The sequence below is a fragment of the Methylobacterium sp. WL1 genome, assembly GCF_008000895.1.
In the GTDB taxonomy this organism is placed as follows: domain Bacteria; phylum Pseudomonadota; class Alphaproteobacteria; order Rhizobiales; family Beijerinckiaceae; genus Methylobacterium.
This window is the reverse complement of the sequence record NZ_CP042823.1, coordinates 333,054-349,589: the sequence shown is the minus strand read 5'-3', so window position 1 is coordinate 349,589 and position 16,536 is coordinate 333,054. Positions and strand designations below refer to the sequence as shown.

Sequence of the window (16,536 nt, the reverse complement as noted above, 5' to 3'; positions counted from 1 at the left end):
CAATATGGCCAGCCTAACAGGATCTCAGACCATGGCCCTCAACAACGCCACCGTCGCCGATGTCGCGTTCGCCGCCCTCGTGGGCGCTGAGAGCATGAAGCTCCACGCCTACAGCGGTTTCACGCTCCTGTTCATGATGAACTCGGGCACGGATACCAAGGTCATCCGCAAACACCTGGCCGTGCGCGCTGCGCAGACTGGCGTGATCGCCGAAAACACCTGGCAGAGCTACGTTAAGGGCGTGGAGACGGCGGCCGGGATGTTCCACACCCACGCTGCGGACGAAGTCGCCGCCATATTGGATATGGCCACGGAAGAGGCGGTCGACCGGGTCCGGGAGATGTTCGAAGAACTGAACATCACTTCCGGTTCGGATATCCGGGCTTGGGCCACGGCGGGCGCCTTCGAGCCGCTCGACAAGGCGGCTGCCAAGGCTGCCAAGGCTGAGGCTGCCAAGGCCAAGGCCATGGCGAAGAACAGCGGCGCCGCCGCTCTCTTCTTCGCGGCCAACGCCACGGACAGCGCCGCCATATCGGATATGGCCCCGGTGACGGCCGATCCCACGGCCGACGTGCTGACCGCTCTGGCCGGTGTCCACACCGGCGCGGATCTCATGATGATCCTGGACGCGGTCAACCGGAAGCTCGCCGATCTGGCCCGCCTTGAGGCGCTGGCCGCTGAGACGGCGCCGACGCTGGCCCCGGTCCTGGCCGACGACGTGGTCGTCGATGCCCGGTCGGCCCTGGCCCGGCACTTCAACAAGGCGGCCTAAGCCCCACACCGGGCCCCCTACGGGGGGCCCACCCCACCCTCGCGCCCATTCGCCCGCGCACTGGCACGCAGCCGGTGTGCGGCCGCATGCGCGTCTCGCGCGTGGTGTCCCACCAACGCACGCACGCCGGCCATATTCGATATGGCTTCCACATGGAAATCACGGGGTAAACACATGGCACACGCTAACCCAGAGTTCGCGCTCGGGCTCATGCGGACCGAGCGCTCGCCCGTCCGCTACCAGCTCGCGCCGCCCGCAGGCCTCAACGCGCTGCGCGCACGCATGCTCGACATCGGCCGCCGGCTCGAATGCGAGGCCACGGTCTCGCGCGCCGAGCACGAGGCATATCGGCTATGGCGCCGGGTCGCCCACCAACAGCGCGCCCAGGACTGCCGCGCACGCCAGCTCGCCGACGCGCTCGCTGAGCCGGTGGGCGGCATGCACGCCGAGACCAAGTCGGGCGAACGCTTCGTCGAGCCCAAGCGCCGCTGGCCGCAGGACGTGCAGCGCGGCCGCGAGAAGGTTCGGCGCGGGACGCTCCCGCGATGAACTGGCGCGCCCACTTCGCCACCGGCCCACCAGCCGCGGGCTCAAACCATCGAACGCAGCCGGTGCGGACCGCACCATATCGGATATGGAGTATGGACAATGGATACGGGTTTATTCCTAATCGGCACGGTGATCCTGACCGCTTGGATCTGCCTCAACGAGGCGATTTTACCGGGCATTCCGGGCCTCGGTTGAACGTTTCCGACCGTCTAGTGGGACAATGTCGGAGCGGGTCCGCATCGACGCCATCAATTGGTGCGCTGCAGCGAAAATCGCACGCTCGGCCGCACGTTGTCCCACTAGGTGGGAAATCGAACGCCTGATTTCCCTCTAAGTTATTCTATTTACTCTCTTTTTCCCTTTAGGGTTTATAGTGGGGAAAAAGTGTTCAGTAAGACACCATGGAAGTCGTTAATCAGCTAGGATTAATGAGTTATTTAAGGGAGTGAGTGGGCGTTTGTACCCACTAGATTTTTTCAGGTGCCATGGTACGAAACGGACATGACGCGAGCACCCTTCAAATCCCTCACCGATCTCCCAACCAAGCTGCGGAATAAAATCCGATGCGACGGGGACGAAACACTCGACTGCTGGATCTGGACTGCCACCTTCATCCCCGCCCGCAAGCGGGTCAAGGACGGCCGCGGATCGCTTTCAAACGAACGCGGGACGCCAATGGTCCACGCGCCCGAGCTGGGCTACCCGACGAACGCCTGCCGCGTCGTCTACGCCCGAGCCTGCGACGCGCCCCTCACGGCCGTGCCGCGCCTGGGCCGCTGCATCGACGACCGCTGCGTGAGCCCGCACCACGTCCGTGACCTGGGCCCGGTGATCAAAGGCACGCCCCACGCCGCCGCTCTACGCGCGATGGAGGCGATGATCCCGAAAGAGCCCGAAGCGCCACACCCACGCCCGCAGCTGGTGGGCGACCCGAACGTCGAGCAACCAGGTGAGACCCTTCGCCGTTTAAGGCCGGACACCTGGATGGAGATCATTCACGCCGAGGAGGAATGCCACCTCCCGCCCGGCTCCATCTCGCCCGAGGTCTGGGCCGATTACGTGATCTGGGACGAGACCGCACCACCCAAGAAAGAAGATTGACTGCCGCCCGAGTTCTACGGTACGAAAATGACCAAGAACTCCATTCTACGCAGTGCGGCGCCCGGTACGCAGATTGTACGTTCCGTGCGCAATTCGCTCACAGCGCGTAATTTTCCTATGGCGAAATGATCCAGATCTGGATATGTCCCACTAGATACGGGAGGAATAATGCATGGGTGAGAGCGTCCCAGGTCGTCTCGCGCGGCTGCATCAAGCCATCGTTGAGGCCGCGCCCGGCATTACGACCGTCGAGTTGCGCGCATATTTCTACATCGCTGACAATGAGGGCGTGAACCAGCGCCAAGTCTGCCAGCACCTCGAAATCCCGCAGGCGACCGCGAGCCGCGCGATTTCTAACATCAACTGCGACGGCCATCACCTAGTCGAATGCGAGGAGCAGGGCCGCCAGCACGCGATCCGCCTCTCGCCCAAAGGCCGCCAGCTCCTGGCCACCCTCGCCGTCCTATTGGGCTGCTACTGCGTTGCGCCCGCATCGGACGCGATCCTGAGCCAGTGGGAGGCCGAGATGAGCCAGAAGAGCTTCGACCACGCCTACGACGCCTGCACGGACCCGACCGTGTTCAGCTGCGATGTGACCTGATCCCCAGGATCCGCATCTACCCCGGGGTGAACGTCACGCCCCGGCGCATTAGAACAGACTGAGAACATCCAGGGCGCCGTAGCCTGAGATGTCAGCCTAGAACAGCGGCACGAAGGCATATCCGATATGGCCACCGCCCTCGAACCAACGCTCACCAGCGTCCTGATCGCCACCGCCGACCAGCTCGCTAACCCAGCCGCCTGGTCCCGCCGGGCCGGCGCCCGCGACGCGCTCGGTAACCGGGTCGACCCCTGCTCACCGGCCGCCGTCTCGTGGTGCCTATGGGGTGCGCTGGAAAGCCAGCTCGGCCGCATCGCCTACGAGCCCGACCGCTACGCGCTCACCCTGGCCATTGAGGGCCATCTGCTCGCCATCGCCCGGTACACCCTGGACCTGCCCGAGCTGGACAGTTTGAGCCAGTTCTCGGACGATCGCTCGACCACACATCAGGACATCCTGGAGCTGCTCGACGAGGCTGCCAACAGCCTCATGCGTCGTCAGCCCGCCAGTGCGATGCGCTCAACGCGATCGATGAACGAAGCCCGCGCCTGATGCAGCATCGGCCACGCAGCGTTGACGCGCTTCTCCAGGCCCGCCACGTCCTTCACGTCGACGCGGCCCTTGTCGACCTGCGAGATCAGGCCTTCGGTCTCCAGCGTCTGCAGGCTCTCCGTCACGGACGGCCGCCTGATCCCCAGGCGTTCACCAATTCGGATGTGCGTGACCGGGATCACCGTCTCGCCCAGGAGCCGCACCAGCTGCAGCAGATAGGCCGACACGCGATCGAGGACCTTGAGCTGCACCTCACCGGCTGCGAGCTGCGCGCTCTCGTCCAGGGCCAGCGCAGCGTAATCCAGCACCAACCGCAGAGCATCCGGTTGCTCGCGAACTAGACGCCGGGCGGCTTCCACCTGACACCGCACAGCCTGGCCACCGTAATCGACCACTGACCGCCGACTACTTAAACCATCCGATAGCAAAGCTTGGAAGCTTACGAGATCTCCCACGCCGTGTATCGCGACTTGGACCTCGTTGTGACGCAGGTTCGACCCCAATGTCGAGGCTACATCCGAAACAACGCAGTTTATGGGGAAATGTAACATGGAAGGACGTGTGCCGCCGTGTGCAACAACTGTCCCAGGTTTAAGTGTTACGCGTTCGCATACGTCTTCCCAGCCGCTGGACACAGAAAGCAGCGCGCGTAGTAGTGAATTTGTTCTGCCTTCAAAATACAATTCACCTGAGCCGGACGTAGTTTGTCTGGGCGGATACATCAGTTTCGATCCGTCATCATGCCCACGCTCCGCCTAGGCAGCAGCGCCGGCCTTGAAACCTATCTCGTACTCTGCTGCTCGGACCGAGCCACATCGAACGCTCGTGCGTCCGGAAGGGTATGCACCCTCGGACGGTTAAGATCGCATGATTTTGGCGGTCATGGCGACCACCTACGAACGCAAGAACACATCTCATTCATCCTCGGCACCATCCCTGATGCCTAAATTGTGTGCAACCACCACGGTACGTTCATGACCGTGACCGGAGCACCGAAGAACTTGCGAGAGATCCATGATCATGTGCAACGCAATGTCAACATCTCAGATGAGCGAGGAGACGCCGCAACAGACCGCAGATCGGCTCTTACGCATGCACCAGGCTAAGCGTGAGGCCCGCCGGACCAAACCAGTTTACGCGATCCGGCATTCGAACGCCTAAACCACATAGTCAGTTTCGTACAGTGGAGGGACAGTCATGATCCGTACGGTAGCCAACACGCCGCTGGCCTCGATAAGTATGCCAAGCAAACAGCAGATCTTTGACGCGGTGGTTTATCATGCAGCACGCATGCCCAAAAAATCAATGCGTCATGTCGGCGATGATCCGATGGTGAAATGCTGCGCCTACCGTGGAGAGGACAATAACGCCTGCTACATCGGCGGGCTACTCACCGACGCAGAGGCCGCACCTCTGGACACGCGCCTCAACTCCAACTTCTCCTCGATCCGTGAAGAGGCACCGGATCTCATCCCGCTACGCTTCCGATCTTGGGAGCTGCGACACTTCATGACCGGGATCCAGAGCATCCACGACAGCGAGGACCAGGAGGATTGGCCCGCCGAGCTTCGCGATTTTGCGCACCGCAACAACTTGTCGCCCCTCGCGATCGACGAGCACTTTCCCGTGACCACGACCGCGACCGCAGAGGCTGCCTGATCATGTGTCTCGTCATCACCGCCACCCCCGCTCACTTTGGCGCGAGCAACGGCTTCTCCGTCATGGAGATGAACCTGTTCGACCCGAACCGGATCGTCGTCTCCCACCAATCCAGCGTCGTCCCCACGGTCCGGGACGCGCATGATCTCTTCCAGTGCGCGGTCGACGCGCTCGATCCCACGCAGTCCTACTGCGTGAGCGCCCACTGGCACGGCCGCATTAAGCCGCCACGCGGGTTCAAGGCCGACTACGATCGCGGTGAGTTCATCCGCAAGCTTAATCGCGCCGCAGACGCGGTAGCTCAAGCCGCCTGACAGTTCAGCCTAGGCATAGACACTAGAGCTATGCCTAGGCTCGATTGTCCGTAACGTACAATCGGCCCGCCATATCCGATATGGCTCACCAACTACTGGAGGACATCATGGCCACGTTCCAATTCATCCAGCAGCCACGGCAGCGTAACTCGAACGAGCCGCTGACCTACCGCATCACCGAGCAGGACGGCCGCGACGCCGGCACGCTCAAGAAGCAGAAGAACAAGTGGCGCATGCACTGGCGCGGGATCGCTGCCGAGTTCGACACCCGCCACCAGCTGCAGCGCCACTTCAGCCTGCTCGGCCACCGCACAGAGGGGCTGACGTGAGCCGCGTTCACAACCTGCCGCTCGTCCACGCCCTCGTGGGCGTGGCCTGGGCCAACGACGAGGCCCAACAGCAGACCACGAACCAGCGCGTGCTGGCGCGGCTGCAGGCGGCCTCGAACGAGGCGCACGAATGCGCGCTCGCCGTCGAGCGCGACAACCCCTCACGCCGCGGCAACAGGAGCTGGTCGCTGAATGGGCGTCCTAGCTTGCACACCCAAACCAGTTTCGATGACAAACAGAAAGGTTGTGGAAAACTCGTGATCCGGTATAATGCAATCGGCCGCCGGAGAGCTTCATCTCCCCGACGGCCAGCACGTCGCCAACGTGTTGAGCTGACGTAGGGCCGCAACCGCAAGCCCCAGTTCAGCGGCTATTTAATGCTGCTTACCAGCAGCACCGCCAGTGCCCGCACACGTGCTCTTCACGGCCGAACCGGAAGCGCGTGTAAGCACCGACCCAGTGACACGCTTTCGCGCTCATGGGAGGTCTCCGCACAGAGACATCCTTGCGAACGTGAGCGAAGTGCGCTAACTCCGCACCACGCGGAGCGCACACTTCGCCTTCCCCACCCCGAGGATGCAGACCAACGGGTGGGTCCCAACTTCGACCCGGTACGGCCCCTGCCAGGGCCTGCCGGGTCGAAACGCGTTGGGCGTCCGCACGGACTAGATCTCACATTTCAGGCAAGTCCACAAGCGCCACGCCACAGCCATCTCGCTTTGTGTGGCGTGGCGTGGTAATTTTGTTCGCACTTGTTCTGGGAGACGGATATGGGGTCCGAGCTTCTCGCGGCGATCGACGCCGAGATCGATGCCATCGAGATAGAGTTGGCAGGTGACGTCCGCGTCGCGCGGCTGAAGGCGCTTCGCGAGCTCCGCAAGTTGTACGTTTCGAGCGATCGCGGGCGCCAGGTCGATCCCCAGTCATCTGCAGCTGGTTCATCCGATATAGAAGGATCGGCCTCTAATAGCTCGGCACAGTCGCGAACCATAAATCGTAGGATTGCGCCACACCGCAGCCAAGCAGTGGATGCAATCGCGCTGCATTTGAAAAATCGAACGGGTCCTGTTCCTACAAAAGATTTGCTAGAACACATCGCATCACTTGGTATCGATGTCGGTGGATCTAATCCGCTCAATAATCTTAGCGCAATACTATCCAACTCCGGCCGTTTTGACAGTCAAGGACGTAGCGGTTGGACTTTACGGAAATTGCGAACTGATGCGGAAATTAAAATAGAGGCAATGCATCAGGCGGCGTTGGATACAATCGGGATGATGGATGACGAAGAGATCGCCGAAAACCTTCATTATCTAGATCATAACAGGTCTATGAAATCTCATTTAACGTCCAAACTAAAGGTCGCCTATAAAGAAATTTTGGAGGAAGACTACATCAATGATGGCTCGAATACATTCAAGGATATTGTGGAAACTCTTTTGCGTAACGAATACAAAAGCAGATTTGTTTACAACGCAGATCGTTAAAGAATAGCATCGGTGATACTTGGTGTTTTGCCAAATTCATCCGACTATGCTATATAAATTGCCTAATCTCGACGTTCCCGGATCGCTCAGGACAATCTATCAAATTCATAAGTTTTGCAAGTTCCGTGCTGACAGCCAGGAGCTGCTCCGGGTTCGCACCTACGCCAAGCGGCAGAACCGCCAGATGGACGATGTCGCCCACGATGGCCGCAACGCCTGGCCGCCCGAGGGCGACGACTGGAAGGACCTGGCCGCCAGGCTGGGCATATTCGATATGGAGGGCTACAGCCGATTAAGTCGATCGAATGGTGAGGGACCGAGATGGCTGAGCCGCTTGAGGAAATCGCATGGGCGATAACGGATGGTTACGACATCAAACTTGAAACAATCAATGCCAAGAAAATCGAGGCGCAAAGATCCTGGGCAAGAGAATTCGCCAACATACGCCCGGGGAATGATGCAATTATAACAAACGTTCTTGACGGCATTTGGAAGGAGCACGGAGAGGCGCTTGGTCTGAAAGTCATCTCCGTAGCAGTTACGGAGCGTTAAAGGGAGGTCTGACCCATGTGGCCGTTCAACCGGCGCCGCCCGGCGCCAACCATATCCAATATGGTTCCACCACCAACCAGGATCCCGGGGGTGGCGCTCCAGCCACCCGCGGGGTTCCGGTTCGCCGGCGAGCCGCCCAGGGTTGGCGACATCGTCCACCTGGACAACAAACGACCCTACTTCGGTGCGGTCGCAGGCGAGCCGATCGTCTTCTATAAAGGCATCTGTCACCGAGTGGTGCTCGGCCGCGGTGAAGTGATCGGACGCATGAATGCCGACGACCCGCGCGCTAATGCTCAGCTATTGCCCCGCGACACGCCAGGCATCTTTTTCCAAAATGAGCGTGGCGCGTTGGAATGGCGAAGTCAGGGATGGTTTCGCGACAAGGAAGGTCGGCTAATCTTCACCCGCTGACTGCCGACGTTCGCAATGTGAGTACCATTTGAGTGCCAGGAGGCGCTGCCGGTACTCAACCCTCAGGCTAAGTAATTGAGCTATATGGTCGGAGTGGCCGGACTTGAACCGACGACCCCCTGTCCCCCAGACAGGTGCGCTACCGGGCTGCGCTACACTCCGACGCCACATGGGCACGGCGCTCTTAGCCGTCGCGCTCCGCCCGCGCAAGCCCTCCGTGCCGGATCGTCGACCCTGGCCCTCCCCGGCCGGGGCGGTTACGGGGAGCCTCCGCTCCGCGTCTCACCACGCCGAACGCTCGCGCCACGCCCTCGAGGACCATGACGGACCGACCGATCGCCTTCGATCTCACGCGCCTCGTCACACGCCTGCGCCATGCCAGCCCGTCGGGAATCGACCGGGTCGACCTCGCCTACGCACGCTTCTGTCTGGGGCGGCCCGGACCGGCCGTCGGCATGGTCTCCACGGCCTACGGACCGCGGGTGCTCGACCGGGAGCGTGCCCTCGCCATCGTCGACGCGGTGGCGGCGGGCTGGGTCGAAGACCGGGACGCGCTCTCGGATCCGGTCTATCGCGGTCTCGCAGCGCGGCTCGGCGCCCCGCTGGCCTCCGCCCCGCCTGCGCAGGCCACCCCGGTCGAGGGTGTGCAGCGCCGTCGGATCCAGGCCCGGACCGCGGCCGACATCGCCGCGCGCGGCCGGTCGCTCGCCGCCCTGCCCCGCGACGCGCTTTACCTGCACACATCGCACCTGCGCCTCGATAACCCGCGCCGATTCGATTGGCTCTACGACCGGCGCGACGTGCGCGCGGCGTTCTTCGTCCACGACCTCATCCCGATCACCCATCCGGAATACGGGCGTGCCGGCGAGGCCGACCGGCACCGGCTCCGGATGCGCACGATCGGCCGGCACGCCGCCGCGATCCTGGTCAACTCCGCCGATACCGGCGCCCGCACCCTCGACCATCTCACCACCGAGGGCTTCGGACGCCCACCCGTGGCGGTGGGGCATCTCGGCGTCGAGCCCGCCTTCGGGCGCGCGGGGCCGCGCCTCCAGCCCGACCGGCCGACCTTCCTGGTCTGCGGGACGATCGAATCCCGCAAGAACCACCTGCTGCTGTTCCAGATCTGGCGGCGGCTCGCCGAGCTGCACGGCGCCGCGACGCCCCGCCTCGTCGTCGTCGGGCGCCGGGGCTGGGAGGCCGAGAGCGCGATCGACATGCTGGATCGCTGCCCCGGCGTGCGCGCCCACACGGTCGAGGTCACGGGCCTTTCCACACACGGCCTGGCAGCACTGTCCCGCAGCTGCACCGCGCTGCTGATGCCCTCGTTCACCGAAGGCTACGGCATCCCGATCGTCGAGGCGGCGGCCTCCGGTCTCCCGGTGGTGGCCTCCGATATCCCCGTGCACAGGGAGATTGCCGACGGCTTCGCGCTGTTCCGCGATCCCCTCGACGGGCCGGGCTGGGCCGACGCCATCGAGAACCTCGCCCGACCCGACGCCCCCCTGCGCGCGGAACTCGCCGGGCGCCTCGACGGCTACGTGCCGCCGACCTGGGACGCGCATTTCGCGGCGGTCGGCCCGACGCTCGCGGCGATCTGACGGGAGCGAGCCGGTCACCGCGAGTTGCGCGGCCCCGCCCTGACGAATAAGGGAAAGCGTCAGTCCATAGGGCTGGCCCTAGGGTGGACGGAACGGAGATCCGCCGATGCAGGTGGTCGACCTCGATCGTGAAACGGTCAAACGCGGGTTGAGCGACGGCACGATGCTGGTCATCGACGTGCGCGAAGACCACGAATACGAGGCCGGGCACATCCCCGGCGCCGTCCTGCATCCGCTGTCCACGTTCGATCCCCAGGCCGTGGCCGCCCTCATCGCGGCGGACGGCCGGCGGCCGGTCCTGTCGTGCGGGTCCGGCGTTCGTTCGGTCCACGCGCTGATGGCTGCCCAGCAGGCGGGCGTCGACATCTCCGAGCACTACAAGGGCGGCTTCAAGGATTGGTACGCCGCAGGCGAAGCAATCGAGTAGCTCGCCGAAACAATCCGGCCGTCCCGGGCCGTGATGTGCGCTCTCGCACAATGAGCAATCGGGCGCGTAGGTTACGGCGCGTCTGACAAGGACACGTCGTCAAGCTCGGTTCGACCGACGGGTCGGCCAACGGACAGCAGGACCCGATGCGCAGCCGGCTTTCCAGCCTCTTCCCCGTGCTCTCCGGTCTCGCGGCCGGCTTCCTGTTCGCGGGGCCGCTCGCCCCGATCGCGTACGCCCAGGCACCCGGCGGTCCGCCGCCGAAGGTCACCGTGGCCAAGCCGGTGGTGCGCGAGATCGTCGAGCAGGATCAGTATACCGGCCGCTTCGATGCGATCGATTACGTCGAGGTCCGGGCCCGGGTGACCGGCTACCTGGAGAAGATCAACTTCATGGACGGCCAGACCGTGAAGAAGGGTGATCTGCTGTTCGTGATCGACCGGCGCCCCTACAAGGCGGCCCTCGAGCAGGCCCAGGCCGCCCTGGCGTCCGCCAAGGCGCGCCAGACGTTCTCGCAGACCGATCTCGAGCGCGCCCAGACCCTGTCGCGGAGCGGCAACATCTCCGAGCAGGTCACCGATCAGCGCCGGCAGGCGTCGCTGACCGCCCAGGCCGACGTCGACAGCGCCCAGGCGGCACTGAACAACGCGCAGCTCAACTATGACTTCAGCGAGGTGAAGGCCCCGGTCAACGGCCGGATCAGCCGCCGGCTGGTCACCGAGGGCAACATCGTCAGCGCCGACCAGACCATGCTGACGACGATCGTGTCCCTCGACCCGATCTGGTTCAGCTTCACGGTCGATGAGAAGTCGTTCCTCAAGTACCAGAACAGCCTCGGCATCGGCATGGGCCAGACCCAGCAGGGCAAGGGCGTGCCGATCATGATCGCGCTGTCGGGCGAGGCGAAGCCGACCCGCAAGGGCACCCTCGACTTCGTCGACAACCGCGTCGACAACGCCACCGGCACGATCCTGCTGCGCGCCACCGTCCCCAACGCCGACCAGTTCATCAAGCCCGGCCTGTTCGGCATCGTCGCGATGCCGGCGACCAAACCGTTCCAGGGCGTGATGATCCCCGACGAGGCGGTCGCGGCCAACCAGGACAAGCGCATCGTCTACGTGATCGGGCCGGAGAACGTGGTCCAGCAGAAGGACGTGGTGCTGGGTCCCAAGGTCGATGGTTACCGGGTGATCCGCAGCGGCCTGAAGGGCGACGAGACCGTGGTGGTCAACGGAGTCGCCCGCATCCGTCCGGGGGCCAAAGTCACCCCGGAGACGGTCGAGTTGCCCCCGAGCAAGACGTGAGCCTGACCGGCTCGACACGACTGCATTCGTGCGCGCCGCGCCGCGTGCGCCGCACCGACGACGCAGGGCCCCGACCGGGTGACCGGCGGGCCTCAGAGGTTTGACCGATGCGTTTCGCCCACTTCTTCGTCGACAGGCCGATCTTCGCGTCCGTCACGTCGATCATCTTCCTGATCCTCGGCTTCGTGGCCTACGAGAGCCTGCCGGTCTCGCAATATCCCGAGATCGTGCCGCCGACCGTGACCGTGCGCGCCTCCTATCCGGGCGCCAACGCCGAGACCGTGGCCGCCACGATCGCGACGCCGATCGAGCAGGAGGTCAACGGCGTCGACAACATGCTGTACATGACGTCGTTGTCGACCAACGACGGCAACATGCTGCTGACCGTGACCTTCAAGGTCGGCACCAACCTCGATATCGCCAACGTGCTGGTGCAGAACCGGCTTTCGGTGGCGCAGCCGCGCCTGCCGCCGGACGTGCGCAACCTCGGCGTTACGGTGCGCAAGGCCTCGCCCGACCTGATGCTGGTCGTGCACCTGCTCTCGCCGAACAAGACCTACGACCAGAACTACCTGGCGAACTACATCTACCTGAACATCCGCGACGAGCTGCTGCGCCTCGACGGCGTCGGCGACATCACGGTGTTCGGCGGTAACGAGTACGCCGAGCGCATCTGGGTCGATCCGAACAAGCTCGCCGCCTACGGCCTCTCGGTCACCGACGTCACCACGGCCCTGCAGGAGCAGAACGTGCAGGTGGCGGCCGGCCAGCTCAACGGCCCGCCCGCCGCCAAGGGCGAGGCGTTCCAGCTCGTGGTCCAGTCTCAGGCGCGCTTCAAGACGCCTGAACAATTCGCCGAAGTGATCATCAAGGCCCAGGACGGGCGCCTCGTCCGGGTCAAGGACATCGCCCGCGTGGAGATGGGCCAAAAGGATTACACCACCAACTCGTACCTCAACGACACGCCCGCGGTCGGCATCGGCGCGTTCCAGCGGCCCGGCACCAACGCCCTGGAGGCCGCAAGCTCGGTCAAGCAGGTGATGGAGGTCGTCAAGAAGAACTTCCCGCCGGACGTCGAGTACCGCATCGCCTACAACCCCACCGAGTTCATCGAGGAGTCGATCCAGGAGGTCTACAAGACCCTGTTCGAGGCGGTCGGCCTCGTGGTCATCGTGGTGCTGGTGTTCCTGCAGAGCTGGCGCACGGCGCTGATCCCGGTGATCGCGATCCCCGTGTCGCTCATCGGTACCTTCGCGGCGATGGCGGCTTTCGGCTTCTCGCTCAACAACCTGACCCTGTTCGGGCTGGTGCTGGCCATCGGTATCGTGGTCGACGACGCCATCGTCGTGGTGGAGAACGTCGAGCGCAACATGGCCGAAGGGCTTTCGCCCGGCGATGCCGCCCACAAGACCATGGACGAGGTCGGCGGCGCCGTCATCGCCATCGCGCTCGTGCTGGCGGCGGTGTTCGTGCCGACGGCGTTCATCCCGGGCATCTCGGGCCAGTTCTACAAGCAGTTCGCGCTCACGATCGCGGCCTCGACCCTGATCTCCGCGTTCAACTCGCTGACCCTGTCCCCGGCGCTGTGTAAGCTGCTGCTCGTGCCGCATCACGCGCGCAAGGAGCCGAAGTTCTTCCTGACCCGGTTCGTGAACTGGCTCGCCAACGGCTTCAACCGCGCCTTCGACGCCACGTCGAACGCCTACGGCCGCTCGATCCGTGTCTTGACCGGCGGGATCGTCGGGCTCGGGGCGATGCTTCTGGTCTACGCGGCGGTGATCGCCGGCACCCTGCACCTGGCGCAGACGACGCCGACGGGCTTCATCCCGGACCAGGACCAGGGCTACCTGATCGGCGTCGTCCAGCTTCCCTCCGGCTCGTCGCTCGACCGCACCACGGACGTGATGCTGCGCGCCGCCAAGCAGGCCCGGACGGTCAAAGGCATCGCCAACGCCGTCATCATCGCGGGCTTCGACGGGGCGACCTTCACCAACACCACAAATGCCGGCGTGATGTTCCTGACGCTCACCGGGGCCAAGGAACGCGCCGGCGAGGGGCGCAGCGCCGCGGTGCTCACCGGCGAGGTGCTCAAGGCGACGTCCGACATCCAGGAAGCCCGGGTGATCGTGATCCCGCCGCCGCCGGTCCGCGGCCTCGGCAACGGCGGCGGTTTCAAGCTGCAGATCGAGAGCCGCCAATCCTCGGAGATCGGGCCGCTTATGGCCGCGGCCGGCGAGGTGATCGCCCAGGCGAACCAGAGCGCGGACGTGCAGCGGGTGTTCACGACCTTCGACAACGCGACGCCGCAGCTCTTCCTCGACATCGACCGCACCATCGCGCGGATGCTGAACGTACCGCTCGCCAACGTGTTCTCGTCGGTCCAGGCGGATCTTGGCGGCACCTATGTGAACGACTTCAACACCCTCGGCCGCATCTACCAGGTGCGCCTGCAGGGCGATGCCGCCTATCGTTCGTCGATCCAGGATATCTCGCAGATCAAGGTGCGCTCCTCGACGGGGGCACTGGTGCCGATGGGTACCCTCGCCTCGGTGCGCGACGTGACCGGTCCGCAGATCGTCCAGCGCTTCAACCTGTACTACTCGGTCCCGATCCAGGGCGTGGCCAAGCCCGGCGTTTCGACCGGTCAGGCGCTGACCGCCATGGAGGAAATCGCCAAGAAGGCGCTCCCCGACGGTTATTCCTACGACTGGACCGAGATCGCCTACCAGCAGAAGGCCGCGAGCGGGACTGCCGGCGCCGTCTTCGCCCTGGGCGTGCTCCTCGTCTTCCTGGTGTTGGCCGCGCAGTACGAATCGTGGGCCCTGCCGCTGGCGATCCTGCTGGTGGTGCCGACCGGCGTGCTCGCGGCGCTCGCCGGTGTGCAGTTCCGGGGACAGGACAACAACATCCTGACCCAGATCGGCCTGATCGTGCTGATCGGCCTCGCGGCCAAGAACGCGATCCTGATCGTCGAATTCGCGCACGACATCGAACTGCGTGAGCGCCGGGGCCCGGTCGAGGCGGCGGTGGAAGCCTGCCGGCTTCGCCTGCGCCCGATCCTGATGACCGCCTTCGCGTTCATCCTCGGCACCCTGCCGCTGGTGATCGCCACCGGCCCCGGCGCCGAGATGCGCCAGGCCCTGGGCACCGCGGTGTTCTTCGGGATGATCGGTGCGACCTTCTTCGGCTTGTTCCTCACCCCGGTCTTCTACGTCGTGATCCGCCACTTCTCGCTCTGGCTCGGCCGCCTGCGGGGCAAGTCCTCGCACGGTGACCACGGCGGGGCTGCCCCCGCCCACGGCTGAGGCGTCCCGCCGGCCGTCGGATCGAGAGAGCCGCGCATCCCACAGCCGCGCCCGACCCTGACCGGTCGGGCGCGGCTTCTTTTACGAGGGCCCTACGCTTCGGTGTATGAGCTTGCCATGCACCTCCTCGGCCGCCTGATTCTCGGAGCCTTCGCCCTTCTCCTGGCCGTACCGGCCGGCGCGGGGATCCTCGTACTGGCGCTGCTGATCGATCCGACCGCGAATGCCTGGCTCACCGGCGGTGCGCTCGCGGGCGTCGACATGGCCCTGTCGGACCTTTCGGCGGGCCTGCCGCCGGAGGCGCTGGTTCTCCTGGTCGCCGGTCTCGCTCAGGCGCTGTTCGTCGTGCTGTTCGTGCCGCCGGCCGTGGTCGGGTTTGCAGGCGAGGCGTTCGGGCGCCGCAGCCTGCTCTGGTACGGCGCCGGAACCGGACTGCTGACCGCCGCCCTCCCCTGGCTCGCCCGCGGCGGCGTGCGTCCGGCGGCCAGCTCGGATCCGGGGCTTCTCGCCGCAGAAGCGCGCCTGACGCTGATCCTGTTCGTCGTCGGCGCGAGCGCGGGCCTCGTCTACTGGCTGGTTGCAGGACGCGGCGCAGGGTTCTCCCGGCGCCCCGCACAGGCCGCAGGCGGATGATCGTTCGGGGCAGGTTGCCTAACCGGGCGCGCTTGGCCGCTGACGCCTCTGCGCGCTAGAGGAGGACCGCCACGAAGCGGATTCCGATGCTCGCCCTGCGCTCCCTCGCCTTCAACGTCTGCTTCTACGCCATGACGACGCTTCTGGCGTTCGGCGGCCTGCCCACGCTGGTCTCCCGCCGCGCTGTGTTACGGCTGGCCCGCCTTTGGGGCCGGCTGACGCTGTGGCTGCTGCGCGTGGTCGCCGGCATGAAGGTCGAGTTTCGCGGGCTGGAGAACATCCCGGAGGGGCCGCTTTTGATCGCGGCCAAGCACCAGTCGGCCCTGGAGACCCTGGCGCTCTGCACCGTGTTCCCGGAATTCGCCTACATCCTGAAGCGTGAGCTGCTGCTGATCCCGCTGATCGGCTGGTACCTGTCCCGCAGTGGCATGGTGGCGATCGACCGCTCCAAGGGCGCCCGGGCGATGAGCCTCATGAATGCGGCTGCCGCCACGGCGATCCAGGAGGGCCGCCAGCTCATCATCTTCCCCGAAGGCACCCGCCGTGCCGTCGGAGCGCCCCCCGCCTACAAGCAGGGCCTGTCGCACCTCTACATGGCCCTGAAGGTGCCGTGCGTGCCCGTGGCGTTGAACACGGGCCGGTTCTGGTCTCGCAACAGCCTCATCCGCCGGCCCGGAACCGCCGTGATCCACTTCCTCGAACCCATCCCGCCGGGCATGGGTCGCCCGGAGTTCCAGGCCCTCGCCCAAGAGCGGCTGGAGGCCGCCTCGAACGCCCTCCTGGAGCCAGACGCCGCGGCATCGACCATGGGGGCGGAGCAGCCCGCCTCCGCGGCTGCCGGGCACACCGCGGCGGCGGCCCAAAGACGCTGACGAGCCCGGCCTCGACGGACCGGCTCAATCGGCTTTGAGCCGGTGCTTCGGTCGATCTGCGTCG

The 16,536-nt window shown here is 64.8% G+C and carries 19 protein-coding genes and 1 tRNA gene; 18 read left to right on the top strand and 2 right to left on the bottom strand.

The window, feature by feature from the left end:
- Positions 1-31 precede the first annotated feature (31 nt).
- The 5 genes from FVA80_RS01915 to FVA80_RS01895 all read left to right on the top strand — a co-directional run bounded on the left by FVA80_RS01915 (position 32) and on the right by FVA80_RS01895 (position 3,575).
- Positions 32-772 carry a hypothetical protein gene (locus tag FVA80_RS01915; RefSeq protein WP_147906059.1) on the top strand — a complete coding sequence of 247 codons (741 nt, stop codon included), beginning with the start codon at positions 32-34 and terminating at the stop codon, positions 770-772.
- Between the two features lie 174 nt (positions 773-946).
- The gene (locus FVA80_RS01910; RefSeq protein WP_147906060.1) at positions 947-1,321 is read left to right on the top strand and encodes a hypothetical protein; all 375 of its coding nucleotides are present in this window, start codon (positions 947-949) and stop codon (positions 1,319-1,321) included.
- A 501-nt stretch (positions 1,322-1,822) separates the two neighbouring features.
- On the top strand, positions 1,823-2,422 hold the full coding sequence (locus FVA80_RS01905; RefSeq protein ID WP_147906061.1) for a hypothetical protein: 600 nt from the start codon (positions 1,823-1,825) through the stop codon (positions 2,420-2,422).
- Positions 2,423-2,594: 172 nt separating this feature from the next.
- Positions 2,595-3,023 (top strand): MarR family winged helix-turn-helix transcriptional regulator, encoded by a 429-nt coding sequence (locus FVA80_RS01900; protein WP_147906062.1) that lies wholly within the window; start codon positions 2,595-2,597, stop codon positions 3,021-3,023.
- 126 nt (positions 3,024-3,149) lie between these two features.
- Positions 3,150-3,575, top strand: a complete 426-nt coding sequence (locus FVA80_RS01895) for a hypothetical protein (protein WP_147906063.1) — start codon at positions 3,150-3,152, stop codon at positions 3,573-3,575.
- Here the strand turns inward: FVA80_RS01895 and FVA80_RS30280 are convergent.
- A complete protein-coding gene (locus tag FVA80_RS30280) occupies positions 3,521-3,883 on the bottom strand; it encodes a helix-turn-helix domain-containing protein (protein WP_246692485.1) in 363 nt (120 codons plus the stop codon). The two genes, FVA80_RS01895 and FVA80_RS30280, sit on opposite strands and share 55 nt — an antisense overlap.
- 889 nt (positions 3,884-4,772) lie before the next feature.
- Between FVA80_RS30280 and FVA80_RS01885 the strand changes: the two genes are divergently transcribed.
- From FVA80_RS01885 to FVA80_RS01855, 7 genes are all read left to right on the top strand, one after another.
- Positions 4,773-5,234 (top strand): hypothetical protein, encoded by a 462-nt coding sequence (locus FVA80_RS01885; RefSeq protein WP_147906065.1) that lies wholly within the window; start codon positions 4,773-4,775, stop codon positions 5,232-5,234.
- A 2-nt stretch (positions 5,235-5,236) separates the two neighbouring features.
- Positions 5,237-5,548, top strand: coding sequence for a hypothetical protein (locus tag FVA80_RS01880; RefSeq protein WP_147906066.1), 312 nt, complete (start codon positions 5,237-5,239; stop codon positions 5,546-5,548).
- A gap of 107 nt (positions 5,549-5,655) precedes the next feature.
- Positions 5,656-5,877: a hypothetical protein gene (locus FVA80_RS01875; protein ID WP_147906067.1), complete on the top strand. Its 222-nt coding sequence runs from the start codon at positions 5,656-5,658 to the stop codon at positions 5,875-5,877.
- The gene (locus tag FVA80_RS01870) at positions 5,874-6,218 is read left to right on the top strand and encodes a hypothetical protein (protein WP_147906068.1); all 345 of its coding nucleotides are present in this window, start codon (positions 5,874-5,876) and stop codon (positions 6,216-6,218) included. Before FVA80_RS01875 ends, FVA80_RS01870 begins: the two co-directional genes overlap by 4 nt.
- 429 nt (positions 6,219-6,647) lie before the next feature.
- A complete protein-coding gene (locus tag FVA80_RS01865; RefSeq protein WP_147906069.1) occupies positions 6,648-7,364 on the top strand; it encodes a hypothetical protein in 717 nt (238 codons plus the stop codon).
- A 321-nt stretch (positions 7,365-7,685) separates the two neighbouring features.
- Entirely contained in the window at positions 7,686-7,916 is a 231-nt protein-coding gene (locus tag FVA80_RS01860; protein WP_147906070.1) for a hypothetical protein, read from the top strand.
- 90 nt (positions 7,917-8,006) lie between these two features.
- A complete protein-coding gene (locus FVA80_RS01855; protein ID WP_147957772.1) occupies positions 8,007-8,330 on the top strand; it encodes a hypothetical protein in 324 nt (107 codons plus the stop codon).
- 85 nt (positions 8,331-8,415) lie between these two features.
- On the opposite strand, the gene FVA80_RS01850 is transcribed toward FVA80_RS01855, so the two are convergent.
- A tRNA-Pro gene (locus FVA80_RS01850) sits at positions 8,416-8,492 on the bottom strand.
- A gap of 158 nt (positions 8,493-8,650) precedes the next feature.
- Here FVA80_RS01850 and FVA80_RS01845 point away from each other — a divergent pair.
- The 6 genes from FVA80_RS01845 to FVA80_RS01820 all read left to right on the top strand — a co-directional run bounded on the left by FVA80_RS01845 (position 8,651) and on the right by FVA80_RS01820 (position 16,472).
- A complete protein-coding gene (locus FVA80_RS01845; protein ID WP_147906072.1) occupies positions 8,651-9,931 on the top strand; it encodes a glycosyltransferase family 1 protein in 1,281 nt (426 codons plus the stop codon).
- Between the two features lie 106 nt (positions 9,932-10,037).
- Positions 10,038-10,358 carry a rhodanese-like domain-containing protein gene (locus FVA80_RS01840; RefSeq protein ID WP_147906073.1) on the top strand — a complete coding sequence of 107 codons (321 nt, stop codon included), beginning with the start codon at positions 10,038-10,040 and terminating at the stop codon, positions 10,356-10,358.
- A 146-nt stretch (positions 10,359-10,504) separates the two neighbouring features.
- Positions 10,505-11,662: an efflux RND transporter periplasmic adaptor subunit gene (locus FVA80_RS01835; protein WP_147906074.1), complete on the top strand. Its 1,158-nt coding sequence runs from the start codon at positions 10,505-10,507 to the stop codon at positions 11,660-11,662.
- Positions 11,663-11,769: 107 nt separating this feature from the next.
- Positions 11,770-14,967 carry a multidrug efflux RND transporter permease subunit gene (locus tag FVA80_RS01830; protein WP_147853723.1) on the top strand — a complete coding sequence of 1,066 codons (3,198 nt, stop codon included), beginning with the start codon at positions 11,770-11,772 and terminating at the stop codon, positions 14,965-14,967.
- A 117-nt stretch (positions 14,968-15,084) separates the two neighbouring features.
- Complete coding sequence (locus tag FVA80_RS01825) at positions 15,085-15,600, top strand: hypothetical protein (protein WP_147906075.1); 516 nt, start codon at positions 15,085-15,087, stop codon at positions 15,598-15,600.
- 86 nt (positions 15,601-15,686) lie between these two features.
- Complete coding sequence (locus FVA80_RS01820) at positions 15,687-16,472, top strand: lysophospholipid acyltransferase family protein (RefSeq protein WP_147906076.1); 786 nt, start codon at positions 15,687-15,689, stop codon at positions 16,470-16,472.
- Positions 16,473-16,536: the final 64 nt, after the last annotated feature.